29 protein-coding genes are annotated in these 25,425 nt (G+C 67.6%); 22 read left to right on the plus strand and 7 right to left on the minus strand.

Translation table 11 applies throughout. The features are described 5' to 3' along the window. Positions 1-43 precede the first annotated feature (43 nt). The 3 genes from ACPEH8_RS01920 to ACPEH8_RS01930 all read left to right on the plus strand — a co-directional run bounded on the left by ACPEH8_RS01920 (position 44) and on the right by ACPEH8_RS01930 (position 2,475). Complete coding sequence (locus tag ACPEH8_RS01920; protein WP_136006353.1) at positions 44-790, plus strand: sulfurtransferase; 747 nt, start codon at positions 44-46, stop codon at positions 788-790. A 94-nt stretch (positions 791-884) separates the two neighbouring features. Beyond that, complete coding sequence (locus ACPEH8_RS01925; protein WP_136006355.1) at positions 885-1,880, plus strand: LLM class flavin-dependent oxidoreductase; 996 nt, start codon at positions 885-887, stop codon at positions 1,878-1,880. Positions 1,881-1,974: 94 nt separating this feature from the next. Continuing rightward, positions 1,975-2,475: a pyridoxamine 5'-phosphate oxidase family protein gene (locus tag ACPEH8_RS01930; protein WP_136006357.1), complete on the plus strand. Its 501-nt coding sequence runs from the start codon at positions 1,975-1,977 to the stop codon at positions 2,473-2,475. Positions 2,476-2,518: 43 nt separating this feature from the next. Here the strand turns inward: ACPEH8_RS01930 and ACPEH8_RS01935 are convergent, their stop codons facing one another. Continuing rightward, the gene (locus ACPEH8_RS01935; RefSeq protein WP_136006359.1) at positions 2,519-3,175 is read right to left on the minus strand and encodes an exopolysaccharide biosynthesis protein; all 657 of its coding nucleotides are present in this window, start codon (positions 3,173-3,175) and stop codon (positions 2,519-2,521) included. Beyond that, on the minus strand, positions 3,159-4,469 hold the full coding sequence (locus ACPEH8_RS01940) for a hemolysin family protein (RefSeq protein WP_136006361.1): 1,311 nt from the start codon (positions 4,467-4,469) through the stop codon (positions 3,159-3,161). The genes ACPEH8_RS01935 and ACPEH8_RS01940 overlap by 17 nt, the downstream gene beginning before the upstream one ends. A 282-nt stretch (positions 4,470-4,751) precedes the next feature. Between ACPEH8_RS01940 and ACPEH8_RS01945 the strand changes: the two genes are divergently transcribed. Both ACPEH8_RS01945 and ACPEH8_RS01950 read left to right on the plus strand, forming a co-directional pair. Next, positions 4,752-5,378, plus strand: coding sequence for a DUF47 domain-containing protein (locus tag ACPEH8_RS01945; RefSeq protein ID WP_136006363.1), 627 nt, complete (start codon positions 4,752-4,754; stop codon positions 5,376-5,378). A gap of 13 nt (positions 5,379-5,391) precedes the next feature. Then, complete coding sequence (locus tag ACPEH8_RS01950; protein WP_136006364.1) at positions 5,392-6,513, plus strand: inorganic phosphate transporter; 1,122 nt, start codon at positions 5,392-5,394, stop codon at positions 6,511-6,513. Positions 6,514-6,574: 61 nt separating this feature from the next. Here ACPEH8_RS01950 and ACPEH8_RS01955 read toward each other — a convergent pair whose 3' ends face one another. After that, positions 6,575-7,126: a GNAT family N-acetyltransferase gene (locus ACPEH8_RS01955; RefSeq protein WP_423665901.1), complete on the minus strand. Its 552-nt coding sequence runs from the start codon at positions 7,124-7,126 to the stop codon at positions 6,575-6,577. Between the two features lie 135 nt (positions 7,127-7,261). After that, complete coding sequence (gene parE, locus ACPEH8_RS01960) at positions 7,262-9,151, minus strand: DNA topoisomerase IV subunit B (protein WP_136006368.1); 1,890 nt, start codon at positions 9,149-9,151, stop codon at positions 7,262-7,264. Positions 9,152-9,311: 160 nt separating this feature from the next. Here parE and ACPEH8_RS01965 point away from each other — a divergent pair, with 160 nt between their 5' ends. The 8 genes from ACPEH8_RS01965 (at position 9,312) to truD (ending at position 16,007) form a co-directional block, all read left to right on the plus strand. Then, positions 9,312-9,551 (plus strand): hypothetical protein, encoded by a 240-nt coding sequence (locus tag ACPEH8_RS01965; RefSeq protein ID WP_017355626.1) that lies wholly within the window; start codon positions 9,312-9,314, stop codon positions 9,549-9,551. 380 nt (positions 9,552-9,931) lie between these two features. Further along, entirely contained in the window at positions 9,932-11,587 is a 1,656-nt protein-coding gene (locus ACPEH8_RS01970) for a CTP synthase (protein WP_423665903.1), read from the plus strand. Next, positions 11,584-12,009: a hypothetical protein gene (locus tag ACPEH8_RS01975; RefSeq protein ID WP_017355624.1), complete on the plus strand. Its 426-nt coding sequence runs from the start codon at positions 11,584-11,586 to the stop codon at positions 12,007-12,009. The genes ACPEH8_RS01970 and ACPEH8_RS01975 overlap by 4 nt, the downstream gene beginning before the upstream one ends. 65 nt (positions 12,010-12,074) lie before the next feature. Beyond that, the gene (gene eno, locus ACPEH8_RS01980) at positions 12,075-13,361 is read left to right on the plus strand and encodes a phosphopyruvate hydratase (protein WP_017355623.1); all 1,287 of its coding nucleotides are present in this window, start codon (positions 12,075-12,077) and stop codon (positions 13,359-13,361) included. Between the two features lie 4 nt (positions 13,362-13,365). Continuing rightward, on the plus strand, positions 13,366-13,716 hold the full coding sequence (ftsB, locus tag ACPEH8_RS01985; protein ID WP_017355622.1) for a cell division protein FtsB: 351 nt from the start codon (positions 13,366-13,368) through the stop codon (positions 13,714-13,716). Beyond that, on the plus strand, positions 13,716-14,411 hold the full coding sequence (ispD, locus tag ACPEH8_RS01990; protein WP_017355621.1) for a 2-C-methyl-D-erythritol 4-phosphate cytidylyltransferase: 696 nt from the start codon (positions 13,716-13,718) through the stop codon (positions 14,409-14,411). Before ftsB ends, ispD begins: the two co-directional genes overlap by 1 nt. Before the next feature lie 64 nt (positions 14,412-14,475). Then, on the plus strand, positions 14,476-14,970 hold the full coding sequence (gene ispF / locus ACPEH8_RS01995; protein ID WP_153164316.1) for a 2-C-methyl-D-erythritol 2,4-cyclodiphosphate synthase: 495 nt from the start codon (positions 14,476-14,478) through the stop codon (positions 14,968-14,970). Further along, complete coding sequence (truD, locus tag ACPEH8_RS02000; protein ID WP_017355619.1) at positions 14,967-16,007, plus strand: tRNA pseudouridine(13) synthase TruD; 1,041 nt, start codon at positions 14,967-14,969, stop codon at positions 16,005-16,007. The genes ispF and truD overlap by 4 nt, the downstream gene beginning before the upstream one ends. A 17-nt stretch (positions 16,008-16,024) precedes the next feature. On the opposite strand, the gene ACPEH8_RS02005 is transcribed toward truD, so the two are convergent. Further along, the gene (locus tag ACPEH8_RS02005) at positions 16,025-16,564 is read right to left on the minus strand and encodes a Smr/MutS family protein (RefSeq protein ID WP_136006373.1); all 540 of its coding nucleotides are present in this window, start codon (positions 16,562-16,564) and stop codon (positions 16,025-16,027) included. Between the two features lie 187 nt (positions 16,565-16,751). Between ACPEH8_RS02005 and surE the strand changes: the two genes are divergently transcribed. The 4 genes from surE to ACPEH8_RS02025 are packed head-to-tail and all read left to right on the plus strand — an operon-like array spanning position 16,752 to position 19,612. Next, complete coding sequence (gene surE / locus ACPEH8_RS02010; RefSeq protein WP_136006375.1) at positions 16,752-17,531, plus strand: 5'/3'-nucleotidase SurE; 780 nt, start codon at positions 16,752-16,754, stop codon at positions 17,529-17,531. Beyond that, positions 17,528-18,205, plus strand: coding sequence for a protein-L-isoaspartate(D-aspartate) O-methyltransferase (locus tag ACPEH8_RS02015; protein ID WP_136006377.1), 678 nt, complete (start codon positions 17,528-17,530; stop codon positions 18,203-18,205). The genes surE and ACPEH8_RS02015 overlap by 4 nt, the downstream gene beginning before the upstream one ends. 19 nt (positions 18,206-18,224) lie before the next feature. Next, positions 18,225-18,839 carry a YqaA family protein gene (locus ACPEH8_RS02020; protein ID WP_136006378.1) on the plus strand — a complete coding sequence of 205 codons (615 nt, stop codon included), beginning with the start codon at positions 18,225-18,227 and terminating at the stop codon, positions 18,837-18,839. Continuing rightward, positions 18,836-19,612 (plus strand): peptidoglycan DD-metalloendopeptidase family protein, encoded by a 777-nt coding sequence (locus ACPEH8_RS02025; RefSeq protein ID WP_423665905.1) that lies wholly within the window; start codon positions 18,836-18,838, stop codon positions 19,610-19,612. The genes ACPEH8_RS02020 and ACPEH8_RS02025 overlap by 4 nt, the downstream gene beginning before the upstream one ends. A gap of 160 nt (positions 19,613-19,772) precedes the next feature. Here the strand turns inward: ACPEH8_RS02025 and ACPEH8_RS02030 are convergent, their stop codons facing one another. Both ACPEH8_RS02030 and yhbY read right to left on the minus strand, forming a co-directional pair. Then, complete coding sequence (locus tag ACPEH8_RS02030; protein ID WP_017357614.1) at positions 19,773-20,147, minus strand: Mth938-like domain-containing protein; 375 nt, start codon at positions 20,145-20,147, stop codon at positions 19,773-19,775. A gap of 14 nt (positions 20,148-20,161) precedes the next feature. Further along, positions 20,162-20,467 (minus strand): ribosome assembly RNA-binding protein YhbY, encoded by a 306-nt coding sequence (yhbY, locus tag ACPEH8_RS02035; RefSeq protein WP_017357613.1) that lies wholly within the window; start codon positions 20,465-20,467, stop codon positions 20,162-20,164. A 65-nt stretch (positions 20,468-20,532) separates the two neighbouring features. Here yhbY and rlmE point away from each other — a divergent pair, with 65 nt between their 5' ends. The 5 genes from rlmE to miaA all read left to right on the plus strand — a co-directional run bounded on the left by rlmE (position 20,533) and on the right by miaA (position 25,406). Further along, positions 20,533-21,165 carry a 23S rRNA (uridine(2552)-2'-O)-methyltransferase RlmE gene (rlmE, locus tag ACPEH8_RS02040; RefSeq protein WP_017357612.1) on the plus strand — a complete coding sequence of 211 codons (633 nt, stop codon included), beginning with the start codon at positions 20,533-20,535 and terminating at the stop codon, positions 21,163-21,165. Positions 21,166-21,218: 53 nt separating this feature from the next. After that, positions 21,219-23,159 carry an ATP-dependent zinc metalloprotease FtsH gene (ftsH, locus tag ACPEH8_RS02045; protein ID WP_017357611.1) on the plus strand — a complete coding sequence of 647 codons (1,941 nt, stop codon included), beginning with the start codon at positions 21,219-21,221 and terminating at the stop codon, positions 23,157-23,159. A 145-nt stretch (positions 23,160-23,304) separates the two neighbouring features. Then, positions 23,305-23,490 (plus strand): hypothetical protein, encoded by a 186-nt coding sequence (locus ACPEH8_RS02050; protein WP_017357610.1) that lies wholly within the window; start codon positions 23,305-23,307, stop codon positions 23,488-23,490. A 63-nt stretch (positions 23,491-23,553) separates the two neighbouring features. Then, on the plus strand, positions 23,554-24,453 hold the full coding sequence (gene folP, locus ACPEH8_RS02055) for a dihydropteroate synthase (protein WP_153164314.1): 900 nt from the start codon (positions 23,554-23,556) through the stop codon (positions 24,451-24,453). After that, positions 24,453-25,406, plus strand: a complete 954-nt coding sequence (miaA, locus tag ACPEH8_RS02060; RefSeq protein WP_136006388.1) for a tRNA (adenosine(37)-N6)-dimethylallyltransferase MiaA — start codon at positions 24,453-24,455, stop codon at positions 25,404-25,406. Before folP ends, miaA begins: the two co-directional genes overlap by 1 nt. Positions 25,407-25,425: the final 19 nt, after the last annotated feature.

Consider the following 25,425-nt stretch of genomic DNA (forward strand, 5'->3'; position numbering starts at 1 on the left):
CGGCGCGGCGCCACAGGGGCGGAGGGGGCGGTAAAATGGCGGCATGATCGCCAATACCGCCGCCTACCACTTCACTTCCATTGCCGACCCGGACGCGCTGTGTGCGACCCTGCTGGCGCGTGCCACCACCGCCGACCTGCGCGGCACCGTGCTGGTGGCGGGCGAGGGCATCAACCTGTTCCTGGCGGGCCCGGAAGCCGGCATCGACGCGTTCTACGCCGCGCTGCGCGAGGACCCGCGTTTCGCCGATCTACGCGTGAAGACCAGCTACAGCCGGATGCAGCCGTTCGCCCGGCTCAAGGCCAAGGTCAAGCCGGAGATCATCAGTTTCCGCATCGACGACGGCCAGCCGCTGGCCTATCCGCGGGCGCCGTCGGTGGACCCGGCCACGGTGCAGCGCTGGCTGCGCCAGGGCCACGACGACGCCGGCAAACCCGTGGTGATGCTGGACACCCGCAACACCCAGGAGATCGCGTACGGCACCTTCCAGGATGCGCTGGTGCTGCCGATCACCAAATTCACCGATCTGCCGGAGGCGTTGGCGCCGCACCGTGAGGCGCTGCGTGACAGCACTGTGGTGAGCTTCTGCACCGGCGGCATCCGCTGCGAGAAGGCGGCCCTGTGGATGCGCAACGACGGCATGGACAACGTGCTGCAGCTCGACGGCGGCATTCTCGGGTACTTCGAGGCCGTGGGCGGGGAGGGCTACGACGGCCGCTGTTTCGTGTTCGATGAGCGGGTGGCGCTGGATGCGGACCTGAAGCCGCTGGTGGACGCGCCTGCCGGTTGACGGCTGAACGCGAAAATCAGCGTCCCGCTGCCGGGCATGGCGACGGGGGGAATCGGCCCCATCTCAGGGGCATACCCTTTGATGGAACGCGTCCATGCACCTGTCGATACTTGATCTGGCCCCGGTCTGCGAAGGCAGCGATACCACGCAGGCCTTCGCCAACATGCTGGACCTGGCCCAGCACGCCGAGGGCTGGGGCTACCACCGCTACTGGCTGGCCGAGCACCACAACATGCCCGGCATCGCCAGCGCCGCCACGGCTGTGCTGATCGGCCATGTCGCCGGCGGTACCCGGCGCATCCGCGTGGGAGCCGGCGGCATCATGCTGCCCAACCATTCGCCCCTGCAGGTGGCCGAGCAGTTCGGCACGCTGGCCTCACTGTATCCGGACCGCATCGATCTCGGCCTGGGCCGCGCCCCGGGGACCGACCAGCCGACCGCCCGCGCACTGCGCCGCTACTTCGACAGCGCCGACCAGTTCCCGCAGGACGTACGCGAGCTGCTCCATTACTTCCAGCCGGCCCAGCCCGGCCAGGCCGTGCGCGCGGTTCCCGGCGCAGGCATCCCGGTGCCGGTCTGGCTGCTCGGGTCCAGCCTGTTCAGTGCGCGCCTGGCGGCGGCGATGGGGCTGCCGTTTGCGTTCGCCTCGCATTTCGCGCCGGATGCGATGGATGAGGCACTGGCGGTGTACCGCCGCGAATTCCGCCGTTCCGAGCACCTCGATGCCCCTTACGCCGTGCTGGGCCTGAACGTAGTGGCTGCCGATTCGGAGGCCGAAGCGAAGCGTCTGTTCACCACCCAGCAGCAGAGCTTCGTCAACCTGCGTCGCGGCAGGCCGGGCCTGATCCCGCCGCCGATCGACGACATCGAGGACTTCTGGCAGCCGCACGAAAAGCTCGGCGTGGAGAACGCGCTGGCCTGCGCGGTGGTGGGCGACCTGGACCAGGTGCGCGAGGGCATGGCGGCCTTCGTCGCGCGGCACAGGCCGGACGAACTGCTGCTCACCGCCAACATCTACGACCATGCCGCGCGCAGGCGTTCGTTCGGGTTGGCGATGCAGGCGCACCGCGACGGGAGTGCCACGCCGTAGGGCGTGCCCCCGCGAAGGCGGCGTGACCGGCCGGTTCACGCCGTCGTAGCCGGCAATCCGGTGTGATGGAGCTCCTTTTTGCAGGAGTCCTCCCATGCCAGAACACGACCGCCAACAGCACATCCGGCAACTGGCCGAGATGATCCGCGGCATCGACATCGCGATGTTCACCACCGTCGGTGTCGACGGCCGCCTGTACAGCCGTCCGCTGGGTACCCAGGAGGTCGAGTTCGATGGCGACCTGTGGTTCGCGACCGCGGCCGACAGCCCGAAGGTGGCCGAGATCGCACTGAATCCGCGGGTCAACGTGGCCTACGCCTCCACCTCGGGCAACACCTATGTGTCGGTGGCCGGCACCGCGCGGGTGATCGATGACCGCGCCAAGGCCGAGGAACTGTGGTCGCCGGCGATGAAGCTGTTCTTCCCCGGCGGTCCGGACGACCCGAACCTGCGCCTGATCCACGTCAGCGCCGAATCGGCCGAGTACTGGGATGGCCCGGGCGGCCTGCTGGGCAGCGCCCTGAGTTTCGTGTTGTCGGCGATGAACGACGAGCCGGGCGCGTTGTCCGACAACGGCGTGGTCGATCTGCGCTGAGCCAGGGCTGACGAGGTGGGTCCCGACCGCGGGTCGGGACACCTCAGAACCACTTGTTGAACAGCTCCACCGTGTAGCTCACCAGGTGCCCCGAGCTGAAGCCAAAGAACAGCACAGCGGCCACCGCGCCGATCCAGTTGGCCAGCATCAGCGCGCCGTCGCGCTCGAGCAGGGCCAGGGCGAACAGCAGCAGCTGGAAGCCGAACAGGTAGTTGGTGAAGGGGATCGGCAGCGACAGCATCACCCCCACCAGGATCAGCAGCAGGCCGGTGAAGGCATGGGCCGGCAGCGGCGACAGCAGGCCCGGCAGGCGCGGTTTGAGCAGCCGGTCCAGGCGGCGCAGCGCGCCGTCGATGCGGGCCAGGAAGCGGTGCATGGTGCCGCGCTTGGGGCCGCGGTTGGCGATGAAGCCCGGCAGCCAGGGCCGCCGCAGCCCGCACAGCATCTGGACCCCGATCAGCAGGATCAGCGGGCCGCTGACCGCCCCGCCAATGCCCGGGATCGGGATGAAGGCCGGCAGGATCGCCACGAACAGGAACACGCCGAACGCGCTCTGCTGCAGGTTCTGCAGGATCTGGCCCAGCCGCAGGCGCTCTTCCGGGTCGCCGTGGTCGAACATCGCCAGCAGGGTGCGGATGCCCTCGTTGCGATAGTCGGGCCGGTCCTGGTCCGGCGGAGTGGGATCAGCCGGTGAGTTCATCGGTCTCTTCTTCGGACAGCGTGCGCAGCAGCAGTTTGTCCACGCGTGCGCCATCGAGGTCGACGATCTCGATGCGCCAGCCGGCCCAGTCGAAATACTCGCCCGCGTGCGGGATGCGCCCGAAGAAATGGATGCACATGCCGGCCAGCGTGTAGTAATCGCCGTCTTCGGCATCGGGCAGTTCGGCATTGCCCATCAGTTCGCGCAGGTCCTCGATCGACAGCGACCCGTCCACCAGGTACGAGCCGTCCTCGCGGGTCACCACCAGGGCGTCTTCGTCCACGTTCTCCACCGACTGCAGCCGGCCGACCACCGCACCCATCAGGTCGCTGATGGTCACCAGGCCCTGGATCTCGCCGTACTCGTCCACCACCAGCGCCATCGACTGCTGTTCCTCGCGGAAGATCTCCAGCAGCTTCATCGCGTGGGTGGATTCGGAGACGTACAGCGGCTCGCGAAGGTGCTGGAACAGCGAGTGGTCGTCGCGCACCAGGCGCGTCACCAGGCTTTTCACCTCGAGCACGCCGACGATGTCCTGGTCGTTGTCGCGGTACACCGGGTAACGCGAGAACTCGTTCTCGCGCATGGTCGCAATGTTCTTCTCCGGGGCCGCCACGGTGTCCAGCCAGGCGATCCGGTTGCGCGGCGTCATCAGGCTGTCGGCCGTGCGGTCGCCCAGGCGCATCACCCGGTTCATCATGTCGCGCTCGTGCGCATCGATCACGCCGGCCTCGTGGCTCTCGGCCACCAGCATGCGGATTTCTTCTTCGGTCACGGAGGCCGCTTCGTCTTTGCCCAGACCAAGCACCCGCAGCACCAGCCGGGTGCTGTGCGAGAGCAGCCACACCGCCGGGAAGGCGATGCGCGACAGCCAGCCCATCGGCCAGGCGACCAGGCCGGCGATATCTTCCGAGCGGGTGATCGCGAGCCGCTTGGGCACCAGTTCACCGAAGATGAGCGTCAGGAAGGTGATCAGGGCCACTGCCAGCGCCTTGCCCACTTCGCTGGCATAGACAAACCCCGGGAACAGGCCGTGCAGCCATTGGGCGATGGCCAGGCCGATCGCCTCGCCACCGAAGACACCGGTCAGGATGCCGATCAGCGTGATGCCGATCTGGACCGTGGACAGGAAGCTCTCGGGCTTTTCAGACAGCTCCAGCGCCCGTGCGGCGCGCTTGCTGCTGGCGGCCATCTGCTTGAGCCGGCTCTTGCGCGAGGTCATGACCGACATTTCGGACATGGCGAAGAAGCCGTTGAGCAGGATCAGGGCCAGGACAATAATCAGTTCAAACACGGGCGTCGTCCCCGGTTGGTGGCAGGGAAGGCGTGTTCAAGCGATGTCGGCTACCGGGGCGCGGGAAGGCGCGGCGGTGCGGAGGGGGGTAAGGGTCGTCGTCCATAGAGTGCACCCGAAGGTGCCCGTGCATCTTAACAAAAGGCCGGGGCAGTGACGCAAACAGAGTCGTTCAGGCGGGGCCACCCTGGCGTGAAGATCGGGGGGAGTACCCGCAATGGACATCAAACCGTCATAATTCCGCCCGGTGCCGTCCTTCCTCGACGGCGAATAGGTTTCTCAATGTTCTCTCTGCAGACCATTTTCGGCTCCGGCAAACAGTTCTACACCCTGCTGGACGAGGCTGCGCAGGCCGCCCAGGACAGCGCCAAGGCGCTGCACGCGATGCTGCGCGCGGCCGACCGCCAGCCCGCGCTGGACGCCTTCAAGCTGGCCCGCCTGCGCGAACGCGCCGCGTCGGACAAGATCAGCCAGGCGCTGGTGGACAGCTTCATGACCCCGATCGAGCGCGAGGACATCGAAGCGCTGGGCTCGGCGCTGTACAAGATTCCCAAGCAGATCGAGAAGTTTGCCGATCGCTACTCGCTGGCCACCACCCACCTGGAGCACATCGACTTCGCGCCGCGCGCGGCGATGCTTGAGCAGGCCGCCAGCGTGGTCGTGGAGATGGTCAATGACCTGCGCCACATGAATCTGGACCGGATGACCGCGCTCAACGAGAAGCTGCGATCGCTGGAGAACGAGGCCGACCGCCTGATGCTCGAGCTGTACCGCGACATCTATTCCGGCCGTCTGGACAACCTGCAGATGTTCCTGCTCAAGGAGTTCTTCGAGATCCTGGAAAAAGCCATCGACCGTTGCCGCGAGGCCGGTGTGGTGGCGTACCAGATCGTGCTGAAGAACAGCTGACGGACGCCACAGCATGCTGACCCTTGTCCTGGTGGTGATCCTGGCCGCGCTCGTCTTCGAGTTCATCAACGGCTTCCACGACACCGCCAACTCCATCGCCACCGTAGTGGCGACCAAAGTGCTCTCGCCCGGCTGGGCGGTGATGCTCGCGGCGTTCATGAACCTCATCGGCGCCCTGACCGGCACCGCCGTGGCGCTGACCATCGCCTCGGGCCTGCTCAACACCAACGTGGTGGAGGTGACCCCGCAGGTGATCCTGTGCGCCCTGCTGGGTGGCATCATCTGGAACCTGATCACCTGGTGGAAAGGCCTGCCGTCGTCGTCCTCGCACGCGCTGATCGGCGGCCTGTGCGGTGCCGGCCTGGCCGCGGCCCACAACAACTGGGACGCCCTGATCTGGTCCGAGCGGATCGGCACCTGGGCCCAGAACAAGGGCCTGCTGTGGAAGGTGTTCCTGCCGATGATCACCTCGCCGATCGCTGGCTTCCTGCTCGGCATCGTGGTGATGCTGCTGCTGTGGGCGATCATCGCGGGCATGGCCAAGGTCGGCGGCTGGCTCGGGCGCATGGCCCGTCCGCGCATCGTCAATGCCTTCTTCGGCAAGGCGCAGATCGTGTCGGCTGCCTACATGGGCTTCGCCCACGGCCACAACGACGCGCAGAAGACGATGGGTATCATCGCCATGACCCTGATCGGCGCCGAGGCGACCGGTGCGCTGAACGACCTGCCGTCCTGGCTGGCCTTCATGCACCCGGACGCGCACGCCGGTGACGGCATCGCGATGTGGATCGTGCTGACCTGTGCGGTGGTGATGGCCGCCGGTACCGCCTCGGGCGGCTGGAAGATCATCAAGACCCTGGGGCACAAGATGGTCAAGCTGCATCCGATCCACGGTTTCGCCGCGGAAACCAGCTCGGCCACCATTCTGACCCTGGCCGCGCATTTCGGCATGCCGGTGTCGACCACGCACAGCATTTCCACCGCGATCATGGGCGTGGGCTACGCCAAGAACCCGCGTTCGCTGCGTTTCGGTGTGATCGAGCGCATCGTGTGGGCCTGGATCCTGACCATTCCGGCGGCAGGCGGCTGTGCCTACCTGATCCTGAAACTGTTCGAGCTGGTCGGCTGGGCGTAAGCGCCGGGCCCTGCCTGGCTGGAAGGGAAAGCCCGCCGACCGGCGGGCTTTTTCGTGCGCGTCAGGCTGCGCGGTCGCGTGCCAGCAGGCCGTACAGCGCCGAATCGGACAGCTCGCCTGCGATGCACCAGCGTTCGCGCAGCAGGCCTTCGCGTTGGAACCCGATCCGCTCCAGCACCGTCGCCGATGCGGCATTGCGCGGATCGATCTCCGCTTCGAGCCGGCGCAGGCCGCGTTCGTCGAACAGGTAAGTCGCCAGCCGCGTCAGCGCCTCGCGCATGTACCCCTTGCCCTGGACCTGCGGGGCCAGGTTGTAGCCGATCTCGGCGCGGCCGGATGCGGCGTCGATCGCGAATACCACACAGATGCCCAGCAGCGGCCCGTGCGCGCTGTCGCGGATGGCCAATTTGAGCTGCGTGCCGACCGACATCGCGGCGAGGTCGTCGGCAATCTGCGCCTGCGCCTGGGCGAGGTCCGTCCACGGCGCGTGGTTCCAGTAGCGCATCACGTCGGGATCGGACTGGATCGCGAACAGGGCAGGGGCGTCGTCCGCGCGGATCGGGCTCAATACCAGGCGGGCGCTGTCCAGGCGCAAGGTCGAATCGAAATGCATGTGGGCTCCACCAGACGAGGGACCGCCACGCTACCCGATCGCCCGGCGCGCAGGATGAAGGGGCGATGTCCGGGCCCGTCCCACAACGAAACAGCCCGCCGGACGGCGGGCTGTTCCAGGGGGCGTGCTGTCGGATCAGGCGTCCAGCGAAGCCAGGTCGCCCTTGTTCTCCAGCCACTGCTTGCGGTCGCCGGCGCGCTTCTTGGCCAGCAGCATGTCCATCAGCGAGTGGGTCTGCTCGCCATCGTCGATGGTCAGCTGCACCAGGCGGCGCGTATCGGGGTGGATGGTGGACTCGCGCAGCTGCTGCGGGTTCATTTCGCCCAGGCCCTTGAAGCGGGTCACGCTGACCTGGCCCTTGATCTTCTCGCGTTCGATCTTGTCCAGCAGGGTGCGCTTTTCTTCCTCATCCAGCGCGTAGAACACCTGCTTGCCCACGTCCACGCGGAACAGCGGCGGCATCGCCACGAATACATGGCCGGCATCGACCAGAGCCGGGAAATGCTTGAGGAACAGCGCGGTCAGCAGGGTGGCGATATGCAGGCCGTCGGAGTCGGCATCGGCCAGCACCACCACCTTGCCGTAGCGCAGGCCGCTGATGTCGTCCTTGCCCGGGTCGCAGCCGATCGCGATGGCCAGGTTGTGCACTTCCTCGGAGGCCAGCACGCTGCCGGAGGAGACTTCCCAGGTGTTCAGGATCTTGCCGCGCAGCGGCATGATCGCCTGGAAGTCCTTGTCGCGCGCCTGCTTGGCGCTGCCGCCTGCCGAGTCGCCTTCGACCAGGAACAGTTCGGTGCGCGACAGGTCCTGGCTGATGCAGTCGGCCAGCTTGCCGGGCAGGGCGGGGCCCTGGGTGACCTTCTTGCGGGTGACCAGCTTCTCGGTCTTCAGGCGCGCGCTGGCGCGCTCGATGGCCAGTTGGGCGATCTTCTCGCCGATGTCCACGTTCTGGTTGAGCAGCAGGCTGAAAGCGTCATGCGCGGCACCTTCGACGAAGCCGGCGGCCTGGCGCGAGGACAGGCGTTCCTTGGTCTGGCCGCTGAACTGCGGATCGGTCATCTTCAGCGAGAGCACGAACGACACGCGGTCCCAGACGTCTTCCGGGGCCAGCTTGACGCCACGCGGCAGCAGGTTGCGGAAGTCGCAGAACTCGCGCAGCGCCTCGGTCAGGCCGGTGCGCAGGCCATTGGCGTGGGTGCCGTGCTGGGCCGTCGGGATCAGGTTGACGTAGCTCTCCTGCACCAGCTCGCCTTCCGGCAGCCAGGCCACGGCCCAGTCCACCACCTCGGTGTCCTTCTTCAACTGGCCCACGAACAGGTCGGCCGGCAGCATCTCGCGCTCGCCCAGCTCGGCCTTCAGGTAGTCGCTCAGGCCATCCTCGTAATACCAGGTGTCCTGCTCGTCGGTGGCCTCGTCGCGCAGTTTGACGGTCAGGCCGGGGCACAGCACCGCCTTGGCGCGCAGCAGGTGGCGCAGGGCACGCAGGTTGTACTTGGGCGTATCGAAGTACTTCGGGTCGGCCCAGAAGCGCACCCGCGTACCGGTGTTCTTCCGGCCGACGCTGCCGACCACTTCCAGCGGGGTGGCGCGGTCGCCGTTGCGGAACGTGATGCGGTGTTCGCTGCCATCGCGCTTGATGTGCACTTCCACCAGGGTGGACAGCGCGTTGACCACGCTGACGCCAACGCCGTGCAGGCCGCCGGAGAAGGTGTAGTTCTTGTTGTTGAACTTGCCGCCGGCATGCAGCCGGGTCAGGATCAGTTCGACGCCGGGGATCTTCTCCTCCGGATGGATGTCCACGGGCATGCCGCGGCCGTCATCGCTGACCTCGCAGCTGCCGTCCTTGAACAGGGTGACCTCGACCGTGCGGGCATGGCCAGCCAGCGCCTCGTCAACGGCATTGTCGATGACTTCCTGCGCCAGGTGGTTCGGGCGCGCGGTGTCGGTATACATGCCTGGGCGGCGCTTGACCGGGTCCAGGCCGGACAGGACTTCAATATCGGCGGCGTTATAGCGGGCGTTCATCTGTCTTCATAAAGCGCAAAGCGACGGCGAAGTTTGCGGTCTGGACGGCTTTTTTGCACGCCGCACGTTCAGGGGGCGGCCGACCGGGGCGCGATAGACTGTGCAGGCTGGAACCGGACCCCCGGCGCCCGCACCCAAGCCGATACCGCGAGGAGCACCCATGAAGAAGTTGCTGACCATCGTTGCCATTGCCGCCGCCGTCGTGGCCGTGCCGCTGGCGCTGGCCCAGAACGCCGGACAGGGCCAGCCCGCGCCGCAGCAGGGCGAACAGGCCGACAAGGCGCAGGCCGAGGCCGAGGCCAAGGCCAAGCGCCGGGCCGCTGCCACCGCCGAGATGAAGGCCAGGGGCGAACAGGCCCCGCAGAAGGAAGAGGAAGAGGAAGCGAGAAAGAAGCGCTGACCCATTCCGGGCCGACACAGGCGCCCCGGCATTGCCGGGGCGTCTTTTTTTTGTGAAGGCGGCCACCCGGGCCTTGGGCTTGGGGCCTCCAATCTGTAAACTATGGCTTTCCGGGAGCAGTGCGTGTCATCCATCAGCGAATGGACTGGCCTGATCGTGCGCGATCGCCAGCAGGGTAGGCAGGAGGTGACGGTCCGCACGGCGACCGGCACGGCCCTCCCGACCTCGCCGACCGGACCCCGAACCGTTCCCCCGATCCTGCCCCCGGCGCGTGTCGTTTCCGCAGCCTGCGGCTGGATCTCTCCGTCTTTCCCCTTTGCGTCGTCCGTCGCCCTGCGCGCCGGCGTCGTTTCCCCCTTCCTGACAGGACACCCCCAGCCATGACTCCCTTGATCTTCGTAACCGGCGGCGTAGTGTCCTCGCTCGGCAAAGGCATTGCCGCCGCGTCGCTCGCCTCCATCCTTGAAGCCCGTGGCCTGCGGGTCACCATGATGAAGCTCGATCCGTACATCAACGTCGATCCGGGCACGATGAGCCCGTTCCAGCACGGTGAGGTGTATGTCACCGACGACGGTGCCGAGACCGATCTGGACCTGGGCCATTACGAGCGCTTCGTCCGCACCCGCCTGAGCCGCAAGAATTCGGTCACCACCGGCCGCATCTACGAGAACGTGATCCGCAAGGAGCGCCGTGGCGATTACCTGGGCGCCACCGTCCAGGTCATCCCGCACATCACCGATGAGATCCGCCGTTGCATGGATGAAGCCACCGAAGGCTTCGACGTGGCCCTGGTCGAGATCGGCGGCACCGTCGGCGACATCGAATCGCTGCCGTTCCTCGAGGCGATCCGCCAGGTGCGTACCGAGCGTGGCCCGGAAAAGGCGCTCTTCATGCACCTCACCCTGGTGCCGTACATCGCCGCCGCCGGCGAGCTGAAGACCAAGCCCACCCAGCATTCGGTGAAGGAACTGCGTTCGATCGGCATCCAGCCGGACGTGCTGCTGTGCCGCTCCGAGCAGGTGGTGCCGGAGTCCGAGCGCCGCAAGATCGCCCAGTTCACCAACGTCTCCGAACGGGCGGTGATCAGCGTGCCGGACGTGGATGTGCTGTACCGCATCCCGATGGGCCTGCACGAGCAGGGGCTGGACGAGATCGTCATCAACCAGTTCAAGCTCGGTGACAAGGCCGGTCGGGCCGACCTCTCCGAGTGGGAGGCCGCCGTGGATGCCACGCTGCATCCGCTCGATGAAGTCACCATCGCCGTGGTCGGCAAGTACGTGGACCACCAGGACGCCTACAAGTCCGTGGGCGAGGCGCTCAAGCACGGCGGCCTGCGCCAGCGCACCAAGGTCAACCTGAAGTGGCTGGAAGCGCAGGACCTGGAAGGCACCGACATGGGTGCCCTGAAGGACGTCGACGGCATCCTGGTCCCGGGCGGTTTCGGTGACCGTGGCTTTGAAGGCAAGGTGCTCACCTCGCAGTTCGCCCGCGAGCAGAACGTTCCGTACTTCGGCATCTGCTACGGCATGCAGGCCGCCGTGGTCGATTTCGCCCGTCACGTGGCCGGGCTGGAGGGCGCCAACAGCACCGAGAACGACCGCCAGTCGCCGAACCCGGTGATCGGCCTGATCACTGAATGGCGTACCGCCACCGGCGATGTCGAGAAGCGCGACGAGCGCTCCGACCTCGGCGGCACCATGCGCCTGGGCCTGCAGGAGCAGCGCCTGAAGCCGGGCACGCTGGCCCGCGAGCTGTATGGCAGGGACGTGGTGTCCGAGCGTCATCGCCACCGTTACGAGTTCAACAACCGCTACCGGACCCAGCTGGAGGACGCCGGCCTGGTGATCGCCGGCAAGTCGATGGACGACACCCTGGTTGAAGTGATCGAACTGCCGCGCGACCAGCATCCGTGGTTCCTGGCCTGCCAGGCGCATCCGGAATTCCTGTCCACCCCGCGCGATGGCCACCCGCTGTTCATCGGCTTCATCCGCGCCGCGCGTGAGCGCAAGGCCGGCGGCGCCCCGCTGCAGGCATGACGATGGACCCGTGGGCGGCGCTGGAAGCGCGCCGCCAGCGGCGGCACTGGCATGCCTGGCCGTGGGGCTGGGCGGCGCTCGTGCTGGGCGTCGGTGCGTGGGGCTGCGCCTTCATGCTGACCATCCTGGTGATGGCCAGCGTGGGCATGCCCGGCGACGGCAGCCACGCCATGCAGGCCACGCAGCCGTACCTGCTGTTCACCCTGGCGCTGTCGGCGGCGGTGGTGCTGGCCGCGCTGGTCTCCATCGTGCTGTCGTTCCGGCTACGCCGCCAGCGGGCCGGTGGCGCGGTGGGGTTGGCGTTGCTCGCGCTGCTGGCGGCGGTTCTGCTGCTGCCCGCGCTGCTGGCGCGCACCGCGTCCACGCAGGTGCTGATCGGTGACAGCACGCCGATTTGGCAAGCGGGGGGCGGGCAGGGATAATCACGCGGCACGTTTTCGGCGCTGTCCTTTGGCGTTTCCCCTTTCTGACTGGTAACCGGCCCGCTATGACCACGATCCGCAGCATCCACGCCCGTGAAATCCTCGACAGCCGTGGCAATCCCACGCTGGAAGCCGACGTTGTCCTGGAGGACGGTTCGTTCGGCCGCGCCGCGGTTCCGTCGGGCGCCTCGACCGGCACCAAGGAGGCGGTGGAACTGCGTGACGGCGACAAGACCCGTTACCTGGGCAAGGGCGTGCGCAACGCCGTGTCCAACGTCAACACCACCATCGCCACCGCGCTGAAGGGCTTCGATGCCGCCGACCAGGAAGCCCTGGACCGTCGCCTGATCGACCTGGACGGCACCGAAAACAAGGGGCGTCTCGGTGCCAATGCGCTGCTCGCCGTGTCGATGGCCAATGCCCACGCCGCTGCGGCGTCCAGGAAGCAGGCGCTGTGGCAGTACCTGGCGCAGGGCCGTGACGTGACCCTGCCGGTGCCGATGATGAACATCATCAACGGCGGCGCGCATGCGGACAACAACGTGGACTTCCAGGAGTTCATGGTGCTGCCGGTCGGTTTCCCCTCGTTCTCCGAAGCGCTGCGCGCCGGCACGGAAATCTTCCATTCGCTCAAGTCGGTGCTCAAGGGCCACGGCCTGAGCACGGCGGTCGGCGACGAAGGCGGTTTCGCCCCGGACTTCCGCAGCAACGTCGAAGCGCTGGACACCATCCTCGAAGCGATCGGCAAGGCCGGCTATACCGCCGGTGAAGATGTGCTGCTGGGCCTGGACGTGGCCTCCAGCGAGTTCTACGAGAACGGCAAGTACAACCTGGTCGGCGAGAACAAGCGCCTGACCTCCGATCAGTTCGTCGACTTCCTGGCCGACTGGGCCGCGCAGTACCCGATCATCACCATCGAAGACGGCCTGGCCGAGAACGACTGGGCGGGCTGGAAGCTGCTGACCGACCGCATCGGCAGCAAGGTGCAGCTGGTGGGCGACGATCTGTTCGTGACCAACCCGAAGATCTTCAAGGAAGGCATCGAATCCGGCACGGCCAACGCGATCCTGATCAAGGTCAACCAGATCGGCACCCTGACCGAAACCCTGGAAGCCATCGCAATGGCGCACAGCGCCAACTACGCGGCGGTTGTGTCGCACCGTTCGGGCGAAACCGAAGACACCACCATCGCCGACATCGCCGTGGCCACCACCGCCACCCAGATCAAGACGGGCTCGCTGTGCCGCAGCGATCGCGTGGCCAAGTACAACCAGCTGCTGCGCATCGAGGAAGCTCTTGGTGCCGGCGCGCGTTACGCCGGTCGCGACGCGTTCGTGTCGCTGAAGCGCTGATCCCATGCGCGACTGGCGCTGGCTCCTGCTGGTGCTCGCGGTACTGCTGGCATGGCTGCAGTACCGCTTCTGGTTCGGCCCGGGCAATTCGGGGGAAGTGATGACGCTCGAAGCCCAGGTCGAATCCCAGAGGCGCGACAATGCCGGCCTGCAGCAGCGCAACGACGCGCTGGCTGCCGAGGTCAAGGACCTCAAGGAAGGCGAGGCGGCCATCGAAGAGCGTGCGCGCAGCGAACTGGGCATGATCAAGCCTGGTGAAAAGTTCTACCGTGTGGTCGAAGACGCCCCGGTTGCGCCGCCGCGCGCACCCACGGTGGTGGCCGACCCGGACGCCCCGCATCAGGAAATACCCTGATGGGCACCGTATGGGCAGTGGTTCCCGCCGCCGGGCGCGGCACGCGCTTCGGCGGCGCCACCCCCAAGCAGTATCTGCTGGCGGGTGATCGCGTCCTGCTGGCGCATACCCTGGAGGCGCTGTTGTCGCATCCGGTGGTCGCCGGGGTGATGGTGGTGATCGCCGACCGGGACCAGGACTGGCCCGGTTGGACCTCGCTTGCCGACAAACCGATCCTGACCTGCGTGGGCGGCGCCACCCGTGCCGGCTCGGTGCTGGCCGGCCTGCAGGCGCTGCCCGACAGCGTGCGCGCCGACGATTTCGTGCTGGTCCATGACGCCGCGCGTCCCAACCTGGCCGCGGCCGATCTGGGCCGGCTGCTGGAAGTAGGCCGCAACGATCCGGTCGGTGCGATCCTGGCCGCACCGGTACGCGACACCCTCAAACGGGCCGGCGATGACGGTGGCATCGATGCCACCGAGCCGCGGGCGCGCCTGTGGCGCGCCCTGACCCCGCAGCTGTTCCGCCGCCATCAGTTGGCGCGCGCGCTGCAGGAGGCCGCCGACGCCGGCATCGAGGTCACCGACGAGGCGATGGCGATGGAGCGGCAGGGCCTGCGTCCGTTGCTGGTGGAAGGCAACGAAGACAACTTCAAGGTCACCACCCCGTCGGATCTGTCCCGTTTCGAATTCGTGTTGTCGCGTCGCGGAATCTGATTCCGCACGCAGCTTTCATCTTGCCAAGCCGGGCATAGCCCGGCGCTACTGTCAGGTTCACGCCATGAACACCCCGTTTCCTCCCGTCCGCATCGGACAGGGCTATGACGTCCACGCCTTCGGCGCGGGCGACCACATCATGCTTGGCGGCGTCCGCGTGCCGCACACCAGCGGCGTGCTCGCGCACAGCGACGGCGATGTGATCCTGCATGCGCTGTGCGACGCCATGCTGGGCGCGCTGGCATTGGGCGATATCGGCCAGCACTTCCCGCCGTCGGACATGCGCTGGAAGGATGCCGACAGCAGCCGCTTCCTGGAGCACTGCAACAGCCTGCTGCGCGAGCGCGGCTGGCAGGTTGGCAACACCGACATCACCGTGATCTGCGAACGGCCCAAGGTCGGCCCGCATGCGCTGGCCATGCGTGAACGCATCGCCGGCCTGCTCGGGATCGCGCTGGATGCGGTCAGCGTCAAGGCCACCACCTCCGAGCAGCTCGGCTTCACCGGGCGCGGTGAAGGCATCGCCGCCCAGGCTGCCGTGCTGCTGGTGGCGCTGTGATTCCGTTGCCGTTGGCGTTCGGCGCGCCCTTGTTGACCGCGAACATCCGGACCACGCCCGAAGACTTCCAGGTCGACGAGCTGCCGGCGTTCGAGCCCAGCGGGGAGGGCGAGCACCTGCTGCTCACCCTGCGCAAGCGCGGTGCCAATACCGTGCACGTGGCCAAGGTGCTGGCCCGTTGGGCCGGGCTGCCGGACATGGCGGTCAGCTACGCCGGCATGAAGGATCGCCATGCGGTCACCACCCAGCGCTTCAGCGTGCACCTGCCCAAGCGCGTCGCGCCGGATCCGGCGCTGCTGGCTTCCGATGAGATCGAGGTCGTCGACGCGACCTGGCACAACCGCAAACTGCAGCGCGGCGCGCTCGCCGGCAACCGCTTCAGGCTGGTGCTGCGTGAGGTGCAGGGCGATGCGGCGGCCATCGACGAGCGGCTGTCGCTGATCGCCGCGCGCGGGCTGCCGAACTGGTTCGGTGAACAGCGTTTCGGTCGTGACGGTGGCAACGTGCCGGCGGCACTGGCGATGTTCGGTGGGCGTCGCATGCGTCCGGACCAGCGCTCACTGCTGCTGTCCGCCGCGCGCTCGGCCCTGTTCAACCAGGTACTGGCCGAGCGCGTCGCACAGGGCAACTGGGATGCGCCGCTGGATGGCGAGGTGTGGATGCTGGACGGCAGTCGCAGCGTATTCGGACCCGAACCGTTCACCGACCTGCTGGCTGATCGTCTGGCCCGTTTCGACATCCATCCCAGCGGCCCCTTGTGGGGCGAAGGCGAACTGCGCAGCAGCGGCGCCGCGGCCACGCTGGAGCTGGCCGCGGTCGCCGACGAACAGTCCCTTGCCCTGCGTGCCGGCCTGGAAGGCGCGCGCCTCAAGCAGGAGCGTCGCGCGCTGCGCCTGCGCCCGGCCATGCTGCAGCATCGCTGGCTGCAGCCGGACGTACTGGAGCTGAGCTTTGCCCTGCCGCCGGGCTGCTATGCCACGGCCGTCCTGCACGAACTCGGCCCGGTGCACGATGCCAGCCAGGCCGACGCCCCGTAGCGCCGGGCGCTGCCCGGCTAGCGGTTGCTCAGCAGCACCAGCACCGCGCCGGTGCCCCCCTGTCCGGCGGGGGCGGAATGAAACGCCAGCACATCGTTGCGCAGGCGCAGCAGGCGATCGACCAGGTTCTTGAGTACCGGCGCACCGCCGTCGGACTGCAGCCCCTTCCCGTGGATGATGCGCACGCAGCCATAGTCGTGCGCATGCGCTTCCTGCAGGAACTGGCGCAGCATCGCGTCGGCCTGGGCAACGGTGGCGCCGTGCAGGTCCAGCTCGTCCTGGACGGAATACTGGCCGCGCTTGAGCCGCTGGAACATGCGCGCGGGCAGGGTGTCGCGCCGGTAGCTGGCGGTATCGCCGGCCTCCAGCGGGTTGCTGTCGCGCAGCAGCCGGGCAAACTCGCCGCGCGCCGCCTGGTCATCCTGCTCGGCCATGCGCGCGCGCGGTTTCGGCCGCGGCGTGGCGGGCGGCGGCGCGGCCGGCTTCTTCAGCGGTGTGACCGCCCCGATCGCCGAGCGGAACAGCGCCGCCGGATCTTCGTCTTCAGGATGTGACATGCGTACAGCGTAATGCGAGGCGATGGCCGCTGCCTACCGTCTGCGGGGTAGGACGATCTGCCCGCATGCGGCACAATAGCTGACGCACTTGCGCGGTCGATGCTCCCCGCACGGATGAGCATCGACCCCGCCAACGCTGGAAAGTGATGGAATCGAAGTCTTGAAAAATCAAGCGGTTAAATCGCAGATGCGGATCCTGGTCAGCAATGACGACGGTGTCGATGCCCCGGGCATCCGGATGCTTGCCACGGTGCTGCGCGAGGCCGGCCATGAAGTGATGGTGGTCGCCCCCGACCGTGATCGCTCGGGGGCCAGCAACTCGCTCACCCTGGACCTGCCGATCCGGCTCAAGCGCATCGACCACTACACCTGTTCGGTCGCCGGGACGCCCACCGACTGCGTTCACCTGGCACTGACCGGGCTGCTCGAGTACGAGCCGGACATCGTGGTGTCGGGCATCAACAACGCCGCCAACCTGGGCGATGACGTCATCTATTCCGGCACGGTCTCGGCGGCGATGGAAGGGCGCTTTCTCGGTCTGCCGGCGGTGGCGGTGTCGCTGGTGACGCACAACCACGAGGCGCGCAATTTCGAGACCGCCGCGCGCGCCGCGGTGGCGATCGTGGCGCGGCTCAAGGCCGATCCACTGCCCGCCGACACCATTCTCAACGTCAACGTCCCGGACCTGCCGTGGGACCAGGTGCGCGGCTTTGAAGTCAGCCGCCTGGGCAACCGCCACCGCGCCGAAGGCTGCATTCCACAGCGCGATCCGCGCGGCAACGAGGTGTACTGGATCGGCCCGGCCGGTCGCGAACAGGATTCCGGTCCCGGCACCGACTTCCACGCCGTGCGCAACGGCTTCATCTCGATCACGCCGATCCAGGTGGACCTGACCCGGTATCAGGCGCTGGAGAAAGTCGCCAGCTGGGTGGGCGGGCTCACCGCCGTCCTGGATCGCCCGGCATGACCCAGCGCCTGCGCCTGCAGCCTGAAGCGGTCGGCATCGGCATGACGTCCCAGCGCGTGCGCGACCGGCTGGTCGACCGCCTGCGTGACGCTGGCATCGCCGACGAGGTCACGCTCAACGCGATCCGCGTCGTGCCCCGCCATCTGTTCATCGATGAGGCACTGGCATCGCGCGCCTACGAAGACACCGCATTGCCGATCGGCCACGGCCAGACCATCTCCCAGCCCTGGGTGGTGGCCCGCATGACCGAAGCGGTGCTGCAGTCCGCGCCCAGAAAAGTGCTGGAAGTCGGCACCGGCTCGGGTTACCAGGCCGCTGTACTCGGTGCGGTGGGTCTGGAGGTCTACACCGTCGAGCGCATCGGCGACCTGCTGCGGCAGGCGCGCAAGCGCTTCCGGGCGCTGGGCATGAACATCCGCAGCAAGCACGACGATGGTCGCGCGGGCTGGGCCGAGCACGGGCCGTACGACGCCATCGTGGTCACCGCGGCCGCCCCGGCGCTGGTGGATGCGCTGGTCGAGCAACTGGCCGTGGGCGGTCGCCTGGTGGCGCCGGTGGGCGGGCCCGGCGCGCAGTCGCTGGTGCAGCTCACCCGTCGCGACGACGGCAGTGTTGAACACCAGGTATTGGCGCCGGTCACGTTCGTGCCGCTGCTGTCTGGCATGCTGGATTGATTCCAAGGAGCGTTGCGTCATGAAGATCTTTGGCCCGCTGTACGAGCGGGCGATGAAGTGGGCGGCGCATGAGCGTGCACCCACGTATCTCACGGTACTGAGCTTCATCGAGGCGATCATCTTCCCGGTGATGCCCGAGGTGATGCTTGCGCCGATGTGCGTGGCCCAGCCCAAACGTGGCTGGTGGTTCGCCACGCTCAGCCTGGCTGGCTCGATGGCCGGTGCGCTGGTGGGTTACGCGCTCGGGCATTACGCGTTCGAGGCGCTCAAGCCGGTGTTCGCCGCGTTGGGCATGCTGTCGAGCATCGAAGGCGGCATCGCGGTGGTGCAGGCCAAGATGGCCGAATCGCCGTGGGCGGTGTTCACCTTCCTGGTGCTCGGCGGGTTCATGCCGATTCCGATGAAGGTCTTCACGTGGGCTTCGGGTATTGTCGGCGTGCCGTTGCCGCAGTACTTCCTGAGCATGCTGATCGGGCGGGGCAAGCGGGTGTATGTCCTGGCGGCTGTCATCCGCATCGGCGGTCCGCGCGCGGAAGCCGCGCTGCGGCGTTGGATCGAACCGCTGGGCTGGGTCGCGACCGTGCTGGTGGTGGGCTTGGTTGCCTGGCTTGTATGGAGGTCGAAGTTCGCATGAGTGTTGATCGTATGAGCAAGGGAGCGCGCGCCGGCGCGCTGCTGCTGGTGGTGTCCGCGTTGAGCGCCTGTGGCACCGCCACCGTGGTGCGCCCCTCGGGCAGCGGCGGCACCACCGCACATCCCACGCCGCAGAGATCGGTGGCCAAGCCGGGACAGACGGCAGTGATCCGCCGGGGCGACACGCTGTACGCGCTGGCCCGCATCCACAACATCACCCCGCGTGACCTGGCGGCGTGGAACGGGCTGTCCGAGCCGTACACGATCTACCCTGGGCAGACGCTCCGGCTGTACCCCGGTGGCAGCGGCAGCCGTGCACCGACCACCGTCGTGACGGCGCCGCGCCCGGGCACCGCCCCGACGCCGGCCCCCGCGTCGGCGCCGACCACGGCGATCAGGAGCAACATCAGCTGGCGTTGGCCGGCCGATGGCGCGATCGTCGGCAAGTTCGTCGCCGGCGAGGCGACCAAGCAGGGCGTTGACATCGCCGGCAGCAGCGGCCAGCCCGTGCGCGCAACCGCCGGCGGCGTGGTGGTGTACTCCGGCGCCGGCCTGGTCGGCTTCGGTGAGCTGATCATCATCAAGCACAGCGACCAGTGGCTGTCGGCCTATGGTCACAACCGCAAGCGCCTCGTCAACGAAGGCCAGAGCGTCAAGGCAGGGGAGCAGATTGCCGAGATGGGCCGCACGGGTGCCCCGCGCGACATGCTGCACTTTGAGATCCGTTACAACGGCAAGCCGGTCGACCCGCTGCTGTACCTGCCGCCGAAGTAACCGCCGCGCCGAGCGCGGCAACCCCCGGTAGCGCCGACCGATGGTCGGCTGGCCGCGCGCAGCGCGGCAATGATCGACAACGGCCAACGAGGCCGTCCGCATCCTCGCCAACAAAAAAGGCCGCCTGGCGGCGGCCTTTCCTGAACGGATTCCAGCAGGTTCAGCCGGTCAGGATGAATGCGGCCGCCACCTTCCGACCCTCGCTGGCGAGGATGTTGAAAGTGCGCGCGGCAGCCGGGTTGTTCATCACTTCCAGGCCGATCCCGCGGGTCAGGCAGGCCGCCATCACCGCTGCTGGCGGGAACACCTGCGTGTCCCCGGTGCCCAGCACCACCAGCGCCGGATTCAACGCCAGCACCGGCTGCAGGTGGTCGGGGGTCAGTTCGGCGATGGTGGCCACCGGCCACGCCTCGATCAGCGTGTCCGGCGCCAGGATGAAACTGGAGGCCAGCGTCCGCTCGTTCACTTTCGCCGTACGGCCGTCGGCGGCACGCAGGGCGTAGGCGTAGTCGGGGATTTCGTGGCTCAGCTGCATGGGGTCTTCCGGAATCAGCCGCGCGGCAGGACGATCTGACGCTGTTCCTTGCTCGGGCGGTACAGCACGGCCACGTGGCCGATGCGCTGCACCAGGGCACTGCCGGAGGCCGCGGCCAGCTCGGCAATCATGGCGTCACGGGCCTCGCGGTCCTCGGCGGACACTTTGACTTTGACCAGTTCGTGGCGTTCCAGGACTTCGTCCAGTTCGGCCAGGAAGGCCGGCGTGACCCCCTTGCCGCCGATCTGCAGCAGGGCTTTCAGATCATGGGCGTGGCCGCGGAGGAAGCGGGTCTGGGACGAGGTCAGGGTGATGGACATTCAGGAAACAAGCGGTTAACTGGGGCGATCAGGGTATCATGACCACCCCATCCGGCCCGCATCCAATGGCAACGCGCAGCAAAAGCAGTCAACGCTGGTTGAAAGAGCACTTCTCCGACCCCTTCGTGAAGAAGGCCCAGGCCGAGGGCATGCGCTCGCGTGCGGCCTACAAACTGGAGGAGCTGCTCGAGCGTGACCGGCTGCTGAAGCCGCACATGGTCGTGGTCGACCTGGGCGCGGCCCCGGGCGGCTGGTCGCAGCAGATCCGGCGCCAGATCGGCGACACCGGCCGGGTCCTGGCCCTGGACATCCTGGAGATGCCGCCGCTGGCCGGCGTGGAGTTCCTTCACGGCGACTTCAGGGAGCAGGCCGTCCTATCGCAGTTCGAAGCCATGCTGGGGGATCAGCCGGTAGACCTTGTGCTCTCGGATATGGCCCCCAATAAAAGTGGCATGGACGCGGTCGACCAACCGCGGATGATGCACCTGGCGGAGTTGGCGATGGATTTCGCCGACCAGCACCTCAAGCCGGGTGGCGCGTTCCTGATCAAGCTGTTCCAGGGCGTGGGCTTTGACGACTACGTGCGTGAGATGCGCCGGCGTTACGACAGAGTGGTGATCCGCAAGCCTGAAGCGTCCCGAAAGCGCTCGCCCGAGGTTTACGCCCTGGGCCAGGGAAAACGCGCCCAGATCAAGTAAGCTCAACCATACGAATCGCGTCAGGAATTAAAGGAACACCGGAGCCAATGAGGATGAACGACTTGACCAAGAACCTCCTGCTATGGGTGGTCGTCGCCGTCGTGCTGATGGTGGTTTTCCAGAGCTTCTCGCCTAAGAGCAGCGGCGCTGGCGCACAGGGCACGACCTACTCGCAGTTCCTCGACCAGGTGGACAGCGGCAACGTCCAGAAGGTCACGCTGGGCGGCGACGCCCGTGGCGCGACCACCGAGATCTCCTACACCACCCGCGGTGGCCAGTCGGCCACCATCAGCGCGCCGTACGATCGCGACCTGATCAATGTGCTGCGCGGCAAGGGCGTGGAAATTGCCCAGGAAGCGCCGTCGAGCGGCATTTCGTTCGTCTCCATCCTGATGAACTTCCTTCCGGTGATCCTGATCATCGGCTTCTGGATCTTCATCATGCGCCAGATGCAGGGCGGTGGCGGTGGTGCCAAGGGCGCGATGTCCTTCGGCAAGTCCCGCGCCAAACTGCAGGGCGAAGACCAGATCAAGGTCACCTTCGCCGACGTCGCCGGCTGCGACGAGGCCAAGGAAGAAGTCGGCGAGCTGGTCGACTTCCTGCGTGATCCGACCAAGTTCACCAAGCTGGGCGGCAAGATTCCGCGCGGCGTGTTGATGGTGGGCCCGCCCGGTACCGGCAAGACCCTGCTGGCGCGCGCCATCGCAGGCGAAGCCAAGGTGCCGTTCTTCTCGATCTCCGGTTCGGACTTCGTGGAAATGTTCGTCGGTGTCGGCGCCAGCCGCGTCCGCGACATGTTCGAGCAGGCCAAGAAGCATGCGCCGTGCATCATCTTCATCGACGAGATCGACGCCGTCGGCCGCCATCGTGGCGCCGGCCTGGGCGGTGGTCATGATGAGCGCGAGCAGACCCTGAACCAGTTGCTGGTCGAAATGGACGGCTTCGAGGGAGGCGAGGGCGTGATCGTCATCGCCGCCACCAACCGTCCCGACGTGCTGGACCCGGCGCTGCTGCGTCCGGGCCGCTTCGACCGCCAGGTGGTGGTGGGCCTGCCGGACGTCAAGGGTCGCGAGCAGATCCTCAAGGTGCATATGCGCAAGCTGCCGCTGGCCGACGACGTCGTGCCGATGGTGATCGCGCGCGGTACGCCGGGCTTCTCTGGCGCGGACCTGGCCAACCTCTGCAACGAGGCGGCGCTGTTCGCCGCCCGTGGCAACGAGAAGGAAGTCCGCATGGACCACTTCGACCGTGCCCGCGACAAGATCCTGATGGGCGCCGAGCGCCGTTCGATGGCGATGAGCGAGGAAGAAAAGACGCTGACCGCCTACCATGAAGCCGGCCATGCCATCGTCGGCCGCCTGGTGCCCGAGCATGATCCGGTCTACAAGGTCACGATCATTCCGCGCGGCCGAGCGCTGGGCGTGACCATGTACCTGCCGGAAGGCGACAAGTACTCGATGAACCGCGTGGCGATCGAATCGCAGCTGTGCTCGCTGTACGGCGGCCGCGTTGCCGAAGAGCTGATCTTCGGTGCCGACAAGGTCACCACCGGCGCATCCAACGACATCGAGCGTGCCACCAAAATGGCCCGCAACATGGTCACCAAGTGGGGCCTGTCCGAGCAGCTCGGCCCGATCGCCTATGGCGAAGAGGACGATGAGGTGTTCCTGGGCCGTTCGGTCACCCAGCACAAGAGCGTGTCCGACGATACCGCGCGCCGCATCGATGAAGTCGTGCGCAGCATTCTGGACAAGGCCTACGCCCGCACCACCGAGCTGCTGACGGCCAACCTCGACAAGCTGCACACGATGTCCCAGTTGCTGCTGCAGTACGAGACCATCGACGCGCCGCAGATCGATGCGATCATGGAAGGCCGCGATCCGCCGCCGCCGGCCGGTTGGGGCAAGTCCAACAAGGACGGTGGCAGCAACAATGACAAGGGCGGCGACGCCCGTCCGCTGCCGCCGATCGCCGGTCCTGCCGAGCAGCACTGAGCGGGCAATGCCTGAACGACGAAGGCCGGGGAAACCCGGCCTTCGTCGTTTCCGTACAGGCTGCGACAGAGCCGCGCAGGGCCGTCGCCCGACCCGGGCGCGGGTCATAATGGCGACCCGTTTTCGCTTCCGTCCCGGAGTCGCCATGTCCATCCCCCCGCCGCAGCCGATCTCGCACACCGCCGAAATGGTGATCGCCACGATCGTGGGCGTGGGCATCGGCCTGGCCCGCGACAACCTGCTGCTCGGTGCCGGCATCGGCATCGCCGTCGGCGTGCTGTTGAGCATCGCCAAGACCCTGTACGTGGAGCGCAGGCGCCGCCAGCGCTGACCCCGGCAGCCGGCCCTGCGGGCCGGCGTAAACTACCCGCTGGCGTACTTTGTGGAACGGCCCATGTTCGATATTTCTCCCCAGCTGGACTGCGCTGGCCGCGTACTGCGGCTGGACCGTCCGCGCGTAATGGGCATCGTCAACGTCACCCCGGATTCCTTCTCCGACGGTGGCGCGCACAACACGGTGGACGCTGCGGTGGCGCATGGCCTGCAACTGGTGGCCGAGGGCGCGGACCTGCTGGATATCGGCGGCGAATCGACCCGGCCCGGCAGTGCGCCGGTGCCGCTGGACGAGGAGCTGCGCCGGGTGGTGCCGGTCATCGAGGCGCTGGCGCGCCAGACCCCCGTGCCCATCAGCATCGACACCTTCAAGCCAGACGTGATGCGTGCGGCGGTGGCGGCGGGCGCCGGCATGATCAATGACATCCGTGCACTGCGCCAGGAAGGGGCGCTCGCGGCGGCCGCCGACCTCGACGTGCCGGTCGTGCTGATGCACATGCAGGGTGAGCCGGGCAGCATGCAGGACACGCCGCACTACGACGATGTCGTGGCCGAGGTCCACCGCTTCCTGGCCGAGCGCCTGTTCGCCGCTGAGATGGCGGGCATCGCCAGGAAGCACCTGGTCATCGACCTGGGCTTCGGCTTCGGCAAGTCCACCGAGCACAACATGACGCTGCTGGCGCGCTCTGAGCGGTTCCTGGAGCTGGGCGTGCCGATGCTGGCCGGCCTGTCGCGCAAGCGCAGCATCGGCGAACTGACCGGCCGCGAGTCGCCGCGCGAGCGCGTGGCCGGTTCGGTCGCCGCGCACCTGATCGCGGCCCAGCGCGGCGCGATGCTGCTGCGCGTCCACGATGTCGCCGCCACCGTCGATGCGCTCAAGGTATGGGCGGCCGTGGCCGCAGTGCCGGCGGTGCGCCTGGAGGCAAAGCCGGCGATGCCGCGCTGGCCGGACGAGGACTGATGGCCGCCGATACCCGCCCCCTGGCGATCGCCCTGATGGGGCCGACGGCCTCGGGCAAGACGGCCACCGCCATCGCGCTGGCCCGCCAGCTGGACGGTGAGATCGTCAGCGTCGATTCGGCGCTGGTCTATCGGGGTCTGGACATCGGCTCGGCCAAACCCGATGCCATCGAGCGGGCGCAGGCACCGCATCATCTGCTGGACCTGCGCGATCCGTGGCAGACGTACTCGGCCGCCGAGTTCGCCGCCGACGCCGGCCGGGCGGTGGCCGACATCGTGGCGCGCGGCAAGCTGCCGATCCTTGCCGGCGGTACCGGGCTGTACTTCCGCGCCCTGCTGCAGGGCCTGTCGCCGATGCCGCAGGCCGATCCGGCCGTCCGCGCCGGCATCGCCGCCGAGGCGGCCGAGCACGGCTGGGCGGCGATGCACGCGCATCTGGGCGAGGTCGATCCTGCCGCCGCTGCGCGCATTCATGCCACCGACCCACAACGCATCCAACGTGCGCTCGAAGTCTTTCGCCTGACCGGCCGCCCGATCAGCGAGTGGCAGAAGCTGCCAGGCGTGGACCGCCTGCCGGTACGCGCGTTGAAGCTGGTGCTGGCGCCGCGCGAGCGCAGCGTCCTGCACCAGCGGATTGCGACCCGCTTCGACGCCATGCTCGCCCACGGCTTTCTCGATGAAGTGCGCGCCCTGCGCGCGCTGCCGGCGATGGCCCAGGTGGCGACGCCGCTGGACCTGCCGGCGATCCGTGCGGTCGGCTATCGGCAGGCGTGGGAGTACCTGGACGGGCAGGGCAGCGCCGCCGAGTTCCGCGACCGGGGCATTTACGCCACCCGCCAGTTGGCCAAACGGCAGCTGACCTGGCTGAGGGGCGAACTTGATGCCCGCTGGTTCGACCCTCATATCGACCGTGCTTCTCTGGCGGACGCGGTTTCGACCTTTGTCGGTCGCTGACACCACGCCTTCACGCGCC

Origin of the sequence: Stenotrophomonas sp. NPDC077461 (assembly GCF_049545475.1) — a bacterium.
In the GTDB taxonomy this organism is placed as follows: Bacteria; Pseudomonadota; Gammaproteobacteria; order Xanthomonadales; family Xanthomonadaceae; genus Stenotrophomonas; species Stenotrophomonas nematodicola.